At 71.0% G+C, this 13,668-nt stretch carries 12 protein-coding genes and 4 tRNA genes; 2 read left to right on the forward strand and 14 right to left on the reverse strand.

Features of this window, described 5'->3' with window-relative positions:
• Window positions 1-38: 38 nt before the first annotated feature.
• From secE to C1I95_RS14580, 9 genes are all read right to left on the reverse strand, one after another.
• On the reverse strand, window positions 39-401 hold the full coding sequence (gene secE / locus C1I95_RS14540; protein WP_111214363.1) for a preprotein translocase subunit SecE: 363 nt from the start codon (window positions 399-401) through the stop codon (window positions 39-41).
• A gap of 210 nt (window positions 402-611) precedes the next feature.
• Window positions 612-684 (reverse strand) — tRNA-Trp (locus C1I95_RS14545).
• A 126-nt stretch (window positions 685-810) separates the two neighbouring features.
• Window positions 811-1,203, reverse strand: a complete 393-nt coding sequence (locus C1I95_RS14550; protein WP_111214364.1) for a MaoC family dehydratase — start codon at window positions 1,201-1,203, stop codon at window positions 811-813.
• Between the two features lies 1 nt (window position 1,204).
• Entirely contained in the window at window positions 1,205-1,651 is a 447-nt protein-coding gene (locus tag C1I95_RS14555; RefSeq protein ID WP_111214365.1) for a MaoC family dehydratase N-terminal domain-containing protein, read from the reverse strand.
• Window positions 1,652-1,782: 131 nt separating this feature from the next.
• Window positions 1,783-1,950: a 50S ribosomal protein L33 gene (gene rpmG, locus C1I95_RS14560; RefSeq protein ID WP_007073056.1), complete on the reverse strand. Its 168-nt coding sequence runs from the start codon at window positions 1,948-1,950 to the stop codon at window positions 1,783-1,785.
• A gap of 131 nt (window positions 1,951-2,081) precedes the next feature.
• A tRNA-Met gene (locus C1I95_RS14565) sits at window positions 2,082-2,154 on the reverse strand.
• A 25-nt stretch (window positions 2,155-2,179) separates the two neighbouring features.
• Window positions 2,180-2,252: transfer RNA gene (locus C1I95_RS14570), tRNA-Thr, on the reverse strand.
• 92 nt (window positions 2,253-2,344) lie between these two features.
• Entirely contained in the window at window positions 2,345-4,870 is a 2,526-nt protein-coding gene (locus C1I95_RS14575; RefSeq protein WP_111214366.1) for a putative bifunctional diguanylate cyclase/phosphodiesterase, read from the reverse strand.
• A 972-nt stretch (window positions 4,871-5,842) separates the two neighbouring features.
• Window positions 5,843-5,926 (reverse strand) — tRNA-Tyr (locus tag C1I95_RS14580).
• A 154-nt stretch (window positions 5,927-6,080) separates the two neighbouring features.
• On the opposite strand from C1I95_RS14580, the gene C1I95_RS14585 reads away from it, so the two are divergent.
• Window positions 6,081-6,575 carry a YajQ family cyclic di-GMP-binding protein gene (locus C1I95_RS14585; RefSeq protein WP_111214367.1) on the forward strand — a complete coding sequence of 165 codons (495 nt, stop codon included), beginning with the start codon at window positions 6,081-6,083 and terminating at the stop codon, window positions 6,573-6,575.
• 87 nt (window positions 6,576-6,662) lie between these two features.
• On the opposite strand, the gene C1I95_RS14590 is transcribed toward C1I95_RS14585, so the two are convergent.
• On the reverse strand, window positions 6,663-7,484 hold the full coding sequence (locus tag C1I95_RS14590) for an SDR family NAD(P)-dependent oxidoreductase (RefSeq protein WP_111214368.1): 822 nt from the start codon (window positions 7,482-7,484) through the stop codon (window positions 6,663-6,665).
• A 122-nt stretch (window positions 7,485-7,606) separates the two neighbouring features.
• On the opposite strand from C1I95_RS14590, the gene C1I95_RS14595 reads away from it, so the two are divergent.
• Window positions 7,607-8,203 carry a TetR/AcrR family transcriptional regulator gene (locus tag C1I95_RS14595; protein ID WP_111214369.1) on the forward strand — a complete coding sequence of 199 codons (597 nt, stop codon included), beginning with the start codon at window positions 7,607-7,609 and terminating at the stop codon, window positions 8,201-8,203.
• A gap of 143 nt (window positions 8,204-8,346) precedes the next feature.
• Here the strand turns inward: C1I95_RS14595 and C1I95_RS14600 are convergent, their stop codons facing one another.
• From C1I95_RS14600 to C1I95_RS14615, 4 genes are all read right to left on the reverse strand, one after another.
• Complete coding sequence (locus tag C1I95_RS14600; RefSeq protein ID WP_111214370.1) at window positions 8,347-9,606, reverse strand: MFS transporter; 1,260 nt, start codon at window positions 9,604-9,606, stop codon at window positions 8,347-8,349.
• A 175-nt stretch (window positions 9,607-9,781) separates the two neighbouring features.
• The gene (gene htpX / locus C1I95_RS14605; protein WP_111214372.1) at window positions 9,782-10,660 is read right to left on the reverse strand and encodes a zinc metalloprotease HtpX; all 879 of its coding nucleotides are present in this window, start codon (window positions 10,658-10,660) and stop codon (window positions 9,782-9,784) included.
• A 135-nt stretch (window positions 10,661-10,795) separates the two neighbouring features.
• Window positions 10,796-12,256 (reverse strand): NADH-quinone oxidoreductase subunit N, encoded by a 1,461-nt coding sequence (locus C1I95_RS14610; protein ID WP_111214371.1) that lies wholly within the window; start codon window positions 12,254-12,256, stop codon window positions 10,796-10,798.
• Between the two features lie 37 nt (window positions 12,257-12,293).
• The coding region (locus C1I95_RS14615) for a complex I subunit 4 family protein (protein WP_111214373.1) at window positions 12,294-13,668 on the reverse strand (1,375 nt) is incomplete at its 5' end.

Consider the following 13,668-nt stretch of genomic DNA (forward strand, 5'->3'; position numbering starts at 1 on the left):
GCTCGCTCACTTCCGTCACTATCGGCACAGTCAGCCGGTCAGCTGGGGTTGCCGAAGACCCACAGCACGCCCTTGGCGAAGGCGAAGTCGAGGACGGCCACGATCGTCAGCATCACCGTGACGAACGCGATCACTACGGCCGTGTAGGTCAGCAGCTCCTTGCGGGTCGGCCAGATGACCTTACGCAGTTCCGCCACGACCTCGCGGAAGAAACGCGCGATACGCCCGAACAGCCCCACCTTGCCGGCGGTCTCCGCCTTGGCCCGTTCCCGGGTGGCGGTGCCGCCTCGGGAAACCGGCTCCTCCGCGTCGGTGGCGTCGTCGTCGGCGCCGTCACTAACGACCTCATCGTTCAGGCGGTCGTCGTCGGCGTCCTCGCCGCGCCGCTTGTTGTCGGCCACTTCGCCCTCCGTCGCGGGATGTCGGTGTCGCACGCGGTTCGCGTGCGCGGCGTTTGGTCACGCCGGCCGGACCCAACCGTCCCGGGACGGGCCGCGGCCGGCGGATCAACCGGAAGGCCCGATGCCTCGGAACCTTCCGCCAATGCCACCGCCACGGGCCGGACGCCACCGAAAGGCGGCGCGACCCACGGAACGGTCAGGCCTGAGGCGCAGGGGTGACAGGACTTGAACCTGCAGCCTGCGGTTTTGGAGACCGCTGCTCTGCCAATTGAGCTACACCCCTGTGCGGCAACGCTCACCCTGCCCGGCCACACGACCATGCAGGGGTCACTTGCCCCACGGCGGACCAGTGTACGGGTACCGACCCGACTTTCCCAACCGGTCTACCCTTCGCGCCGCGCGGCGCCGATCAAGCCGCCGTCCGCACGGTCGCCCGCGCCTGCGAGAGCACCTTCTCACCGAGGCAGGTGGCGGTCACGTCGAGCCTGGTCAGGCCGTCCTCAGTCACCTCGCGGACCACCGCGGTCACCACGATCTCGGTGCCCTCTTCGTCGTCGGGTACGACCACCGGGCGGGTGAACCGCACGCCGTACTCGACCACCGCGTCGGGCGCGCCGGCCCAGGCGGTGACGGCCCGGCCGACCAGCGCCATGGTGAACATGCCGTGGGCGATCACGCCGGGCAGGCCGACCTTCGTGGCGATCCGGTCGCTCCAGTGGATCGGGTTGAAGTCGCCCGAGGCACCGGCGTAGCGGACCAGGTCCGCCCGGGTCACCCGGAACGTCTGGGTGGGCAGCTCCACGTCAGGCCTCCCCGCGTACGACGATCTTGGACCAGACCGCGACCACCGGCTCGCCGGCCGTGGTGCGGACGTCGGTCCGGGTGGTCAGGAACTCGTGGCCGCCGCGGCTGGTGATGTCCTCGACGGTGTTGACGCAGACCAGCTCGTCGCCGGCCACCACCGGCCGGGTGTACGCGAACCGCTGATCGCCGTGGACGACCCGGCTGTAGTCGACCCCGAGGGCCGGGTCCTCGATCAGCTGACGGCTGGCGGCCATGGTGAGCACCACGGGGAAGGTCGGCGGCGCGACCACGTCCGGGTGGCCCAGCGCGCGGGCGGCCTCCGGATCGTGGTGGGCGGGATCGGTCGCACCGATCGCGGTCGCGAACTCACGGATCTTCTCGCGGCCCACCTGATACGGGGCGGTCGGCGGGTAGCTCCGGCCGACAAAGGAGTGGTCCAGGGGCATGCCGCGAACCTACACGCAGAACACGATCGCCGATCCCGCGCGGTCGGCCACGGGCCCGGAGGCCACGCGCCGTCCACAGGGACCGGCGATCGTCGTACGTACGCAGCCGGGCCGAACGGCCCGGACAGGAGTCAGCGCGTTTCGCGGTGAACGGTGTGCCGCCCGTCCCGGGGGCAGAACTTCTTCAGCTCGATGCGGTCCGGGTCGTTACGGCGGTTCTTGCGCGTGATGTAGTTGCGCTCCTTGCACTCCACACACGCCAAAGTGATCTTCGGCCGGACATCGGTCGCCTTCGCCACGGCGGAGTGCCTTCCTCGCTAACGGATACAACTACGGCGCTACAGCCTACGCGCTGCCAGCGCGGACATGCAAAGCGGGCGCCTGTGGCGCCCGTCCCATCGACCACCAGGATCACCCCGGCAGACGAGAGTAGCGGTGGCCGGACTTGAACCGGCGACACAGCGATTATGAGCCGCTTGCTCTGCCATCTGAGCTACACCGCCGCGGTGGGCCCAGCCGGACCCTCTGAGCCCCCTTACGGAATCGAACCGTAGACCTTCTCCTTACCATGGAGACGCTCTGCCGACTGAGCTAAGGGGGCCTGCGCGATCACTCGGTGGCCGCGCAGAGGTAAGAGTACACGGCCCTGCCGGGCTGGTGAAATCGGATCCCCGGTGACGACGTACGCCCAGGTCAGGGCACCACGCGCAGGCGCGGAAGCTCGCTTTCGGAGATCGACTCGGGGTCGACCTGGGCGCCGAACCAGGCTTCCAGCCGCTCGTACGGCAGCGGGCGGCTAAACAGGAACCCCTGGCCGATCTCGCAGCCGATGTCCTGCAACAGTTCGAGGGTCAGCTCGCTCTCGACGCCCTCGGCCACCACGGTCAGACCGAACTGCTGAGAGAGGGTGACCACGGCGTTGACGATCGCCAGGTCCCCCGGGTCGGTCGCCATGCCCTGCACGAAGGAGTGGTCGACCTTCACCTCGTGCACCGGCAGCCGGCGCAGGTGGGCCAGCGAGGAACTGCCGGTGCCGAAGTCGTCCACGGACAGGCGTACCCCGAGGTCGCGCAGACGGCGCAGGGTCGGGATCGGCCGCTCGGTGCCGTCCAACACCCCGGCCTCGGTGATCTCCAGCGTCAGCAACTGCGGCGGGACGCCGTACTCGTCCAACAGCTCGCGTACCCGCTCCGGGAAGTGCTGGTCGGCGAGCGTACGCGCGGAGAGGTTGACCGCGACGGCGAGCGACTGGCCACCGTGCGCCCAGTCCCGGCTGTGCCGCAGCCCTTCCCGGAGCACGAACTCGGTGAGCCGGCCGAGCTGGCCGGTGTGCTCGGCCACCGCGACGAAGTCCTCCGGCGCGACCGTGCCGTGCGTCGGGTGCTCCCAGCGGGCCAGGCACTCCACCCCGACCAGCCGGCGCTCCCGCAGCGTCACCTTGGGCTGGTAGTAGATCTCCAGCTCGCCGTTGTCGAGGGCGGTGCGCAGGTCGCTGGCGAGCCCCAGCCGGCGTAGCGACCGGGACTCCAACGCCGGGCTGTACAGCTGCACGCTGCCCGGTACCGACTTCGCCGCCGACGCCGCCAGGTCCACCCGCTGTAGCAGGGTTGCCGGGTCGCTGCCGTGATCCGGGTGTACGACGACCCCGACGGCGGTGTCCACGTCCAGCGTGAGGGCGTCGAAGACCATCTCGTCGCGGATCTGCTCCCGCAGTTGGCCGGCGAGTTCGACCGCCGCCTCGACGCTCTCCAGTCGCAGCGTCACCAGGAACTCGTCGCCACCGATCCGACCGACCAGCGCGGCCGACGGCACGCATCCACGAAGCCGGTCGGCCACCTCCACCAACACCTTGTCCCCCGCGGCGTGGCCGAGAGATTCGTTGACCTGACGCAGCCGGTCGACGTCGAAGAGCAGCAGCGCGACCACCTCGCCGGGGGCCCGGATCCGGACCGCCTCGGTCAGCGCGCCGAGAATCCGGCGGCGGTTGGGCAGCTTGGTGAGCCCGTCGTGGTACGCGTCGTACCGCAGTCGGTCGACCAGCCGGGAATTTTCCAGCGCCACCGCGGCGTGCGCCGCGACCGTCTCGAGGATCGGCACGTCGGCCGGGGCGAAGTGCCCAACGTCGCTGAGCCGGTTCACCACCTCGACCGTCCCGATGACCACCTGGCCGGAGCGCAACGGAACGGCGATGACGTCTTTGCCCTGCTGCCGGGTCAACTCACGGCGCAGGTCCGGGTCACCGCCGAGGAGCCGCCCGGCAGCCAGCGTCTGGCCGGACTCCAGAGTGCGCTGACGGACCACCACGGGTGTCTGCGCCACATCGAGCAGGCCGCGGGCGTCCAGCCGGGCGGTGAGCAGCACCTCCGGATGGCGGCCCTGGGCCGGCAGCCACAGGGTGGCGTACTCGGCCTGCATCAGGGCGCGGATCCGGCCCAGCAGGATGTCAGCCAGGTTTCCCTCCGCGCCGGCACTGGCCATCGCGCGGGTCAGCTCGTACATGTCGCCGAGGGTGCGGTGCTGCCGGAGGAAGCGCGAGTAGGACCGATAGAGCAGCACGCCAGCAACGGCAATGGCAGCCAGCAACAGAATCGACCACGTGGTCGTGGCCAGGCTGATCAAGATGAGCAGGCCGACCGCGAGGTTCAGCGCCGCAGTGAGAAAGACCTGAGCGGCCGTAACGATGGTCTCCCGCGATCCCGGCCAGCCCTGCAACAGCGTGATGACGCCGACCACCGCGGCCAGGCTGATCAAGCTCCTCGCCGCGATCGCAGCGAAGAGCACCACCCAGGTCGCCGGACCGATGCCGTCGAACGGCAGAGCCGCAGCGACGACAAGCCCCGCGACAGACACGGCCGCAGCGTCCTGGGCCACGTTGAACCACAGCTTCGGCGGCGGATAGCGCCGGTACGCCTGTGTGACGATCGCCGCCACGGTCGCGATTGTGACGACCAGTAACGGTGTCAGGCTGTGGTACGCCAGGACCAGAGGTATCTCGGTGAGGGTGACGACGACGGCCTGCCGTCTGACCACGAAGCTCAGGGTCGGGATGCCTGCGACGATCATCACGACGAGCAGCAAGCCCGCCAGCAGCAGGTCATTGCCGTTGATCTCGGCGGAGAAGCCGAGCAGGACAGCGCTTACCAGGGCCAACCCGGCGAGGGGAGCCGTGATCAGCCAGGCACTCGCGGTCGGGCGGCGGACAGCCCCTCTAACCGGCACCTAGAATCCCCTCACCGGTAGCGCCGGGGCGGCGGCGCACAGGTCAGCGCGCGTCCGGAACGACAACCTCGTATGCAACGGGCGCGCCCCACTCGACGCCGTTCGCAGCGTCGGAGGTCAAACCCCACTCGACGCCACCAAGCCCCCACTCGACGCCACTCAGCCGCACGTCGCCGAATCCGGCTGCAGCGGCGCCCGCGGTAGCGAGCACAGCAGTCGCCGCGATCGCGGCGAACAGTCGCCCATTCCTTCGACGAGACATCGGCATACTCCAACCTTCGGGGTGACATGTAGCGAGGGTTCCCCGATGGTGCCACACCCGAGGCAGCCAGAAAAGCGGGCGAACGGGCATCCCCGTCACCCGCACACGCGGCCCGGATCGCCGGACGATCGTACGGCCAGATCACGTACGGTCCTCGCACCTACCGGCACCCAACAAACGACAAGACACGCGATTGATCCCGTACCGAGACGGAGACCCCCCGAACCGGCTCGCCGGACAAACGCCGCCTTACCACTCTCGCTGCAAGGCGCTCATCCGTCAACGCCTCCAGACATTTACTGGCATGGTACCCGCACCACACGACGCGATCACACTTGGTCGATACCCGGCGGGATGGCGACAAGACCCGGCATGAGCAGGTGGGCGACCACTTGCGATCCGCCGACGCGGAGGCGGCAGTCTGGACGCGACAGATCAACGACAGTCGTTTGGCCGAGAAGAAGCCGATCGGGCTCCGCGACCGCTGGCCGGGGCAGGGTGCGGGGTTCGGACGACAGCCGCCGGGCCGCAATCGGCACCGGCGCCGTGGCGCCTGCCGGATCCATCGCCGACCCAGCCAGTCACCACTGCGACCCGACCGGCATTTCGGCCGTTCAGGGCCCCTGAGTGACCGGCGAGCCGGACTCGGCTAGCTCAACAACAACGGCCCCCGATCAGCATTAATGCTGGTCAGGGGCCGTTGTCGCACCTGGTGGCGGGTAGAGGATTCGAACCTCTGTAGCTTTCGCGACGGATTTACAGTCCGCTCCCATTGGCCGCTCGGGCAACCCGCCAGGGCGTTCCACCGCACCGTGGTGCGGCGGCGGAAGCAAGGATAGCGGCTCCCCCCGCCGGCGTCGCAAGCGGGTACCGTCAGGGAGTCGTACCCCTGGTCATCGGGGGCAGAGGATCACAAACCAGCCGGACAGCAGGAGCAGGAGCAGAAGCATGGCAGCGAACCCGTCGTTCGACATCGTGAGCAAGGTCGACCGCCAGGAGGTCGACAACGCCCTTCACCAGGCGGAGAAGGAGCTCGCGACGCGGTTCGACTTCCGGGGCACCGGCGCGGAGATCTCCTGGTCGGGCGAGGAGGCGATCAGCCTCCAGGCGGAGACCGAGGAGCGCGTGCGGGCCGCGCTGGAGGTCTTCAAGGAGAAGCTGATCAAGCGCAACATCTCGCTGAAGTCGCTGGATGCGGGCGACCCCCGCTCGTCGGGCAAGGTCTTCAAGATTGACGCCACGGTGGTCCAGGGCATCAACCAGGACAAGGCCAAGGCGATCAGCAAGAAGATCCGCGACGAGGGCCCGAAGGGCGTCCAGGCGCAGATCCAGGGCGACCAGCTTCGGGTCACCGGTAAGAAGAAGGACGACCTGCAGGCCGTCATCACGCTGCTCAAGGGCGAGGACTTCGGCGTCGCCCTCCAGTTCACCAACTATCGCTGAGCCGGCACCGCACCGGCCCGCGCCGCCAGCCATCACGGGAACGGCTGGCGGCGGGCGGGCGGTGCAGGAGCATGCGGGGCTGCAAGCTCAGCCGGGTGCCTGGCGGCTCAGGTCTTCCCAGGCCCGGTATTCGTCGACTCTGTTCTGCTCCAACTGCTGGACGATGTCGTAGGAGCTGCTGCCGACGATGAGGCGTAGCGGCGGGTCGGGTAGGTCCACCAGCTTCATGATGACCGGGGCGGCGGTGTCGGGCGGCGGGCCGGCGTCGTCGCCCCAGAGTTCGGCCAGCTTCGCCCGCAGCGGTTCGTACGCCGGCTGGGGCTCGGTCGCGGTCGTGCCCTTCGTGTAGAGGCCGGTGTCGTAGCCGCCCGGCTGCACGATGGTGACCTTGATGCCGAAGGGTTCGAGTTCCATCGCCACGGACTGGCTGAGCGCGTCGAGCGCCGCTTTGCCTGCCGCGTACAGGCCGACCGAGGCCACTCCGCCTCCGCTGCCCATCGAGGTGACCTGGAGCAGGTGGCCAGCGCCTTGCGCGCGCAGGTACGGGATGACGGCCTGGGTGACCCAGACGGCGCCGAAGAAGTTGACATCGAAGTGTTGCCGGATCTGCTCCTCGGTGGCTTCCTCCAGCATGCCGAGCAGCAGGCCACCGGCGTTGTTGACGACAATGTCGAGCCGACCGAACGCCCCGGCTGCCCGGTCCACCGCCGCCCCGACGGCGGCTCGGTCGGCGACGTCCAGCGGCAGGCTGACCAGGGTGTCCGGGTAGCGGCCGGCGAGTTCCGCCAGCGGACTGATGTCACGCGCCGCGCCGACGACCCGGTCCCCCGCGGCCAGCGCCGCCTCGGTGACCGCCCGTCCCAGGCCACGGGTGGCCCCGGTGATGAACCACACGCGAGAGCTTGTCACCCTCACCGCCTCCTTCTTCGCCAAGACGAGACGGATCGTCTCGTCTTCATCCCGAGTCTGCGTCGGTGGCGAGCGATCGTCAAGACGGATCGTCTCGTCTCGTTGTGGGTACCCTCGTACCCATGCCCCCGGCTCCGAAGCGACCCGACCCCGCACGCCGCAGCGAACGATCCCGGCAGGCCGTCCTGCGAGCCACCCGCGAACTGGTCGCCGAGGTCGGCTACGCGAAGCTCTCCATCGAGGCCATCGCCGCTCGCGCCGGCGTCGGCAAGCAGACGATCTACCGGTGGTGGCGGTCCAAGGGGGCGGTGGTCTTCGACGCGTTCCTGGCGTTGAGCGAGGAAGCCGACGGTGTGGTGCTGCCCGACACGGGCGACATCGAGGCCGACCTCAAAGCCGTGCTGCGGGCCACCGTCGCGGAGTTCGCCGATCCGGCGTTCGAGGCGCCGATCCGGGCGCTCAACCTGGAGATCGCGGGCGACCCCGAGTTGGCCGCGCAGTACCGGGAGCGGCTGGCCGCCCCGGTTGACGAGGCCAAGAAGGAGCGGCTGCGCAGCGCGCAGCGGGCCGGGCAGATCCGCGCCGACGCCGACCTGGACCTGGCGCTCGAACTTCTCTATGCGCCGTTGTACCAGCGCTGGCTGTTGCGTTCCGCGCCGCTCACCCCCGGGTACGCTGACGCGCTCGTCGACCACCTGCTTCGGGCGCTGCGTCCCTGACAAGCATCCCTGACCAGGATCAGCGGCCGAAGATCAGCAACAACACCACGGTCAGGATCGCGCTGACCAGGAGTGATCCCAGGCAGCCCAGTCGGTTCGAGAAGAAGGCGAACACGCTGCGGGCATACCCGCCGGGAGCGCGGTCAGACGGTGGCCGGGACGTCGAGGCGTACCGTGGCGGCCTCCGCGCGGGCGATGGGGCCGGCGGGCAGGGCGGCGACCACGGCCCCGACGGCGACCGCGCCGCCGGCGAACAGGAACGCCCACGGGACGCCACCGGCGTGGTCCACGATCAGGCCGGCCACGGCGCCGCCGGCGGCGCTGGCGCCGACCGACATGGTCACCACCCAGGTGTACGCCTCGTTCAGCATGCCGGCCGGCGAGATCCGCCCGACCAGGGTGTTCTCCAGGGTCAGTGCCGGTGCGATGGTGGCCCCGCCGATCAGCAGGGCGACGCCCAGCGCGACCGGCGTGGACATCGCGGCGAAGACGGCGAAGCTTCCCGCCACCGCGGCGAGCAGCCAGGAGAACTGACGGGTCATGTTCCGGGCCGGGCGCCGGACGCCGAACCAGAACCCGCCCACCGCGCTGCCGATCCCCCAGACGGCCAGCAGCACGCCGGCGAGGCTGTTCGGGTCGTCGGCGGTGTAGCCGGTGGCGAACGCTGGCACGGTCACCCCGGCCGCCCCGAACGCGATGCCGAGGCTGGCCACGCAGAGCAGCAGCGCCGGGAAGCCGGCGACCCGCAGCGGGCCGAGTCCCCGGGCCTGGTGCTCCCGGGAGTGCGGCTGCCAGCCGCGCATGGTCCGTCCGAGCGCCACCGCCACGGTGCCGACCAGGGTCACCACCGCCGAGCCGACCAGGGCCGCTCCGGCGTCGGCGAACAGGACGAAACCGGCCACGAGCAGCGGGCCGAGCACGAAGACGATCTCGAACAGGGTGGTCTCGGCGGCGAGCGCGGTGTTGCGGAGGTGGTACCGGCCGGAGGCGACGCTGGTCAGGTCGTTCCAGGCACCGCGGATCGCGGCGGTCATCGGCGGGTACGACGCGCCGGCCACTGCCGCGGTGAGCAGCACCAGCGAGAAGGGTGCGGAGTCGGAGCGGGCCGACCAGAGCAGCCCGATCAGGGCCAGCGGGTGGGCGATCGCGGTGCCGAGCAGCACCGGGGTGGGGCCGATCCGGTCGGCGATCCGGCCGGCCACCGGGCTCAGCGCGGCGCCGGAGAGGGCGTAGCAGCCACCGGCGACGGCGGCCAGCGAGTAGTGCCCGGTGACCTGCTCCACGACGAGCAGCAACGCCAGTGGCGTCATGCCGATCCCGAGCCGCCCGATGATGCCGGTGACCAGCAGCGTCGGTGCTCCCGGAATCCGCCAGACACCCAGGTACCGGCGCAGCCCAGCCACGTGCCCACCTCCACGGGAATGTAATGAGCGAGAGTCGTTTAGACCCTAACGCCCCACACCCGCTCCGCAGTACGGTTAGCGCGCTCACACCCGGCGGCCGAGTTGAGCCGTACCGGAAATGCGCCGCCCGCGCCGGGCGGACCTGGCGCGGGCGGCGAAGGGGTTGGGTGTCGGGTCAGCGCTGGTAGCGCACCGGGCCGGCCGTCTGGGCGGCCATCTGCTCCAGCCGGGCGACGCGCTCCTCCATCTTCGGGTGGGTGGCGAACAGGGCGGAGATCCCACCGCCCTTGAACGGGTTGTCGATCATCAGGTGCGCGGTGCTGGTGAGCTGGCCCTCGGCCGGCAGCGGCCGGCGCTGGGTACCCATGTGGATCTTCCGCAGGGCGCTGGCCAGGGCCAGCGGGTCCCGGGTCAGCTCGGCGCCGGAGGCGTCGGCCTGGAACTCCCGGCTCCGGCTGATCGCCAGCTGGATGACGGTCGCGGCGAGCGGGCCTAGGATGATGGTGAGCAGCAGCACGGCCGGGTTTGGGCCGTCCTCGTCGCTGCCGCCACCCAACGGGATGAACAGGGCGAGGTTCGCCACCATGGTGATGATGCCGGCCAAACCGGCCGCCACGCTGGAGATGAGGATGTCCCGGTTGTAGACGTGGGACAGCTCGTGCCCGATCACGCCCCGCAGCTCGCGGTAGTCGAGGATCTCGACGATTCCCTGGGTCACGCAGACCGCGGCGTTCTGCGGGTTACGTCCGGTGGCGAACGCGTTGGGCTGGGCGGCCGGGCTCACGTACAGCCGAGGCATCGGCTGCCGGGCCTCGGTGGCCAGCTCACGGACCATGTGGTACAGCTCCGGGAACTGTGCCTCGCTGACCGGTTGCGCCCCCATCGAGCGCAGGGCCAGCTTGTCCGAGTAGAAGTAGGTGAAGCCGTTCATGGCCAGCGACACGAGGACGGCGATGACCAGGCCGCCACTGCCGCCGAACCAGTAGCCCACCGCCAGGATCAGCGAGGTGAGCAGGCCGAGCAGCGCGGCGGTCTTGAGACGGTTGTGGTGCACGATCACTCCTTCGGTGCCCGGATGCCGGGATCCGCTGACCGGTACAACAACCCGGTACCCGTTAACCATCCGCCTCATGACTGAGAGTTACCTGAGTGACAGTCATGACCGGGAATGCGAGAAGGAGGGCCGGGTTCAGCTCCCGGCGAGATCGAGCACGACCTGCGGCGCGAAGCCGACGATCACGGCCACCACCGTCGCCACCGCCAGCGCGGCGGCTACCGCCCGTGCCGGCCGCACGGCGGGCGCGGCGACGTCACCGGACGGCGCGTAGAGCAACGCGGCGACACGCAGGTAGTAGGCCAGGCCGAGCACCGCGTTCAGCGCCACCACCAGGGCGAGCCAGCCCGCGTCGCCGCCGAGCAGCGACCGGACCACCGTCACCTTGGCGAACAGCCCGGCCAGGGCCGGTGGCAGGCCAGCCAACCCGACCAGCGCGAACGCGAGGCCGGCACCGACCCACGGGTGCCGGCGGGCCGCGCCCCGCAGGTCGTCCAGGGTGCCGCCGTCGGCGCCGGCCGGGCGCAGGGCCACCACGCCGGCGAAGGCCGCCAGCTCCAGCAGCACGAAGAAGACGGCGTACGCCAGGGCCGCGGCGTACGCGCCGGTGCGCGCCTCGGCGTCGGCCAGGGCCAGCGCGCCGAGCGGGGCGAGGATGTACCCCGCCTGGGCCACCGAGGACCAGGCGAGCAGCCGCACGGTACGCCGCTGGCGCAGCGCCACCAGGTTGCCCACGGTCATGGTCAGCGCGGCGACCAGGGCCAGCACCGGCCCGGTCACGCCCGGCGGCAGCGCGTGCTGCACGACGGCCAGCAGGGCGACCACGCCACCGAGCTTCGACGCGGTCGACAGGTACGCGGCCACCGGCAGCGGCGCCCCGTCGTACGTGGCCGGGGCCCAGGCGTGGAACGGGACCGCCGCCACCTTGAACGCCAGCCCCGCCACCACCAGCGCCACCGCGACCGTGGTCAGCGGCAGGTCAAGCAGCGACTCGTCGGCGAGAAGGGTGCCCAGCCGTTCCAGGTGCAGTCCACCGGTGACGGCGTAGAGCAGCGCGGCGCCGAGCAGGGTCAGCGTGGTGGCCACCACGCTGACCACGAAGAAGGTCACCGCCGCCTCGGCGCTGGCCAGGCTGCCCCGGCGCAGCCCGACCAGGATGTACAGCGGCAGGGTGAGCACCTCCACGGCCACGATCAGGGTGATCAGGTCGCCGGCCGCGCCGAGCACCACACCGCCGGTCATCGAGCAGGCGAGCAGGAAGCAGAACTCTCCCACCGGGGTCTGCCCGGCCCGCAGCAGCGGCCCGGACAGCGCCAGCACGCCGAGGACGAGCAGCGCCACCAGCGCGGCTACCAGGGCCGCCCGGCCGCCGAAGACGTACGAGCAGTCGGTGCCCACGCAGAACGTGCGGCGCTCACCGCCGGCACCGACCACCGCCGCGCCCAGCGCGGTGGCGACCGCGCCGCCGGCCGCCGCAGCGACCGTCGCCGCCGGCCGCGCCAGCAACAGGTCGACCAGGAGCACCAGCACGGCCGTCCCGGCGGCCAGGTACGCCGGCAGCAACGCCACACTGTCGACGCTCTGCACCATGGTCACGCCCTCCCGTCGGCGTCGCGCTGGACGGTCGGCCTCGTCATCGGAGCACCTCCACCAGGGCCGCCACCGGCGCCTCGGCGACGCCCAGCACCAGCGTCGGGGCCAGCCCGACGGCCAGCGCGAGCAGCACCAGCGGCACCCAGGCGACCAGTTCGGCCCCGGCCAGCCCCGGGCGCAGCCCGGCGACCGCCGGGGTGGGTCGGCCGTGGGTCACCCGTCGCAGCAGCCGGAGCAGGTACGCCGCCGTCAGCGCCCCGCCGAGCGCGGCCAGCACGGCCAGCGTGATCCACAGCGCACCACCCACCTCGACTGCGGCGACCACGGCGAACGCCTCGCCCCAGAAGCCGGCCAGCCCGGGCAGCCCCAGCGAGGCGATCGCCGCGAACGCGAGCAACCCGGACAGCCGCGGCGCGGTCTCCCGCAGCCCGGACAGCTCGCTGAGCGCGCCGGTGTGCGTCCGGTCCTTGATCGCACCGGCCAGGAAGAACAGCAGGCCGGTGATGATGCCGTGCGCGACGTTGCCGATCAGCGCCGCCTGGATGCCGGTGGCGGTCAGCGTGGCGACCCCGAGCAGCACGAAGCCCATGTGCCCGACGCTGGAGTACGCGATCAGCCGCTTCAGCTCGGTCTGCGCCAGGCAGACCAGCGAGCCGATCAGGATGGCCGCGACGGCGAGCACGCCGAGCACCGGTGCCGCCCAGCGGGCACCCTCCGGGGTCACCCCGACCGCGACCCGGACCAGGCCGTACGTGCCCATCTTGAGCAGCACCCCGGCGAGCAGCACGCTGCCCACGGTGGGTGCCTGGGTGTGCGCGTCCGGCAGCCAGGAGTGCAGCGGCCAGAGCGGGCTCTTCACCGCGAAGGCCAGCGCGAGCAGGGTGAACGCGGCGAGCTGGGTGCTCCGGGACAGGTCGGTGCCGCCGGTCAGCGCGACGATGTCGGCGGTGCCGGCGGCGGCCACCACGACGTACACCCCGACCAGCAGCAGCACCGAGCCGAACAGGGTGTACAGCGCGAACTTCCGGCCCGCCCGCCGCCGCGCGGCGACCGCCGCCGGGTCGGCACCGTCGCCGCCCCAGCCGACGATGATCGCGTACATCGGGAGCAGGACGACCTCGAAGAAGAGGAAGAACAGCACCAGGTCGAGGGCGAGGAAGGTGCCCAGGATGCCGACCTCGACCACCAGCAACAGCGCCACCAGCGCCCGCCCGCTGCCGCCGGCCGGCACCCGCCAGAGGCTGTAGGCGCAGCAGAGCAGAGTGAGCAGGGCGGTCAGCACCACCAGCGGCCAGGAGATGCCGTCCACCCCGAGGTGGAAGCGCAGGTCCAGCCCGGGCACCCAGGGCAGGTCGACGGCGTGCCAGGGGCGTACGGCCGGCGGGGTCGCCCCGTAGGCCACCCACCCCATGCCC

The organism is Micromonospora craterilacus (assembly GCF_003236315.1).
Taxonomy (GTDB): Bacteria; Actinomycetota; Actinomycetes; order Mycobacteriales; family Micromonosporaceae; genus Micromonospora; species Micromonospora craterilacus.

Bases quoted from the DNA above. Each gene is read 5' to 3' on its own strand.
- C1I95_RS14555 (WP_111214365.1), bottom strand. From the start codon at position 1,651: ATGCCCCTGGACCACTCCTTTGTCGGCCGGAGCTACCCGCCGACCGCC.
- C1I95_RS14585 (WP_111214367.1), top strand. From the start codon at position 6,081: ATGGCAGCGAACCCGTCGTTCGACATCGTGAGCAAGGTCGACCGCCAG.
- C1I95_RS14595 (WP_111214369.1), top strand. From the start codon at position 7,607: ATGCCCCCGGCTCCGAAGCGACCCGACCCCGCACGCCGCAGCGAACGA.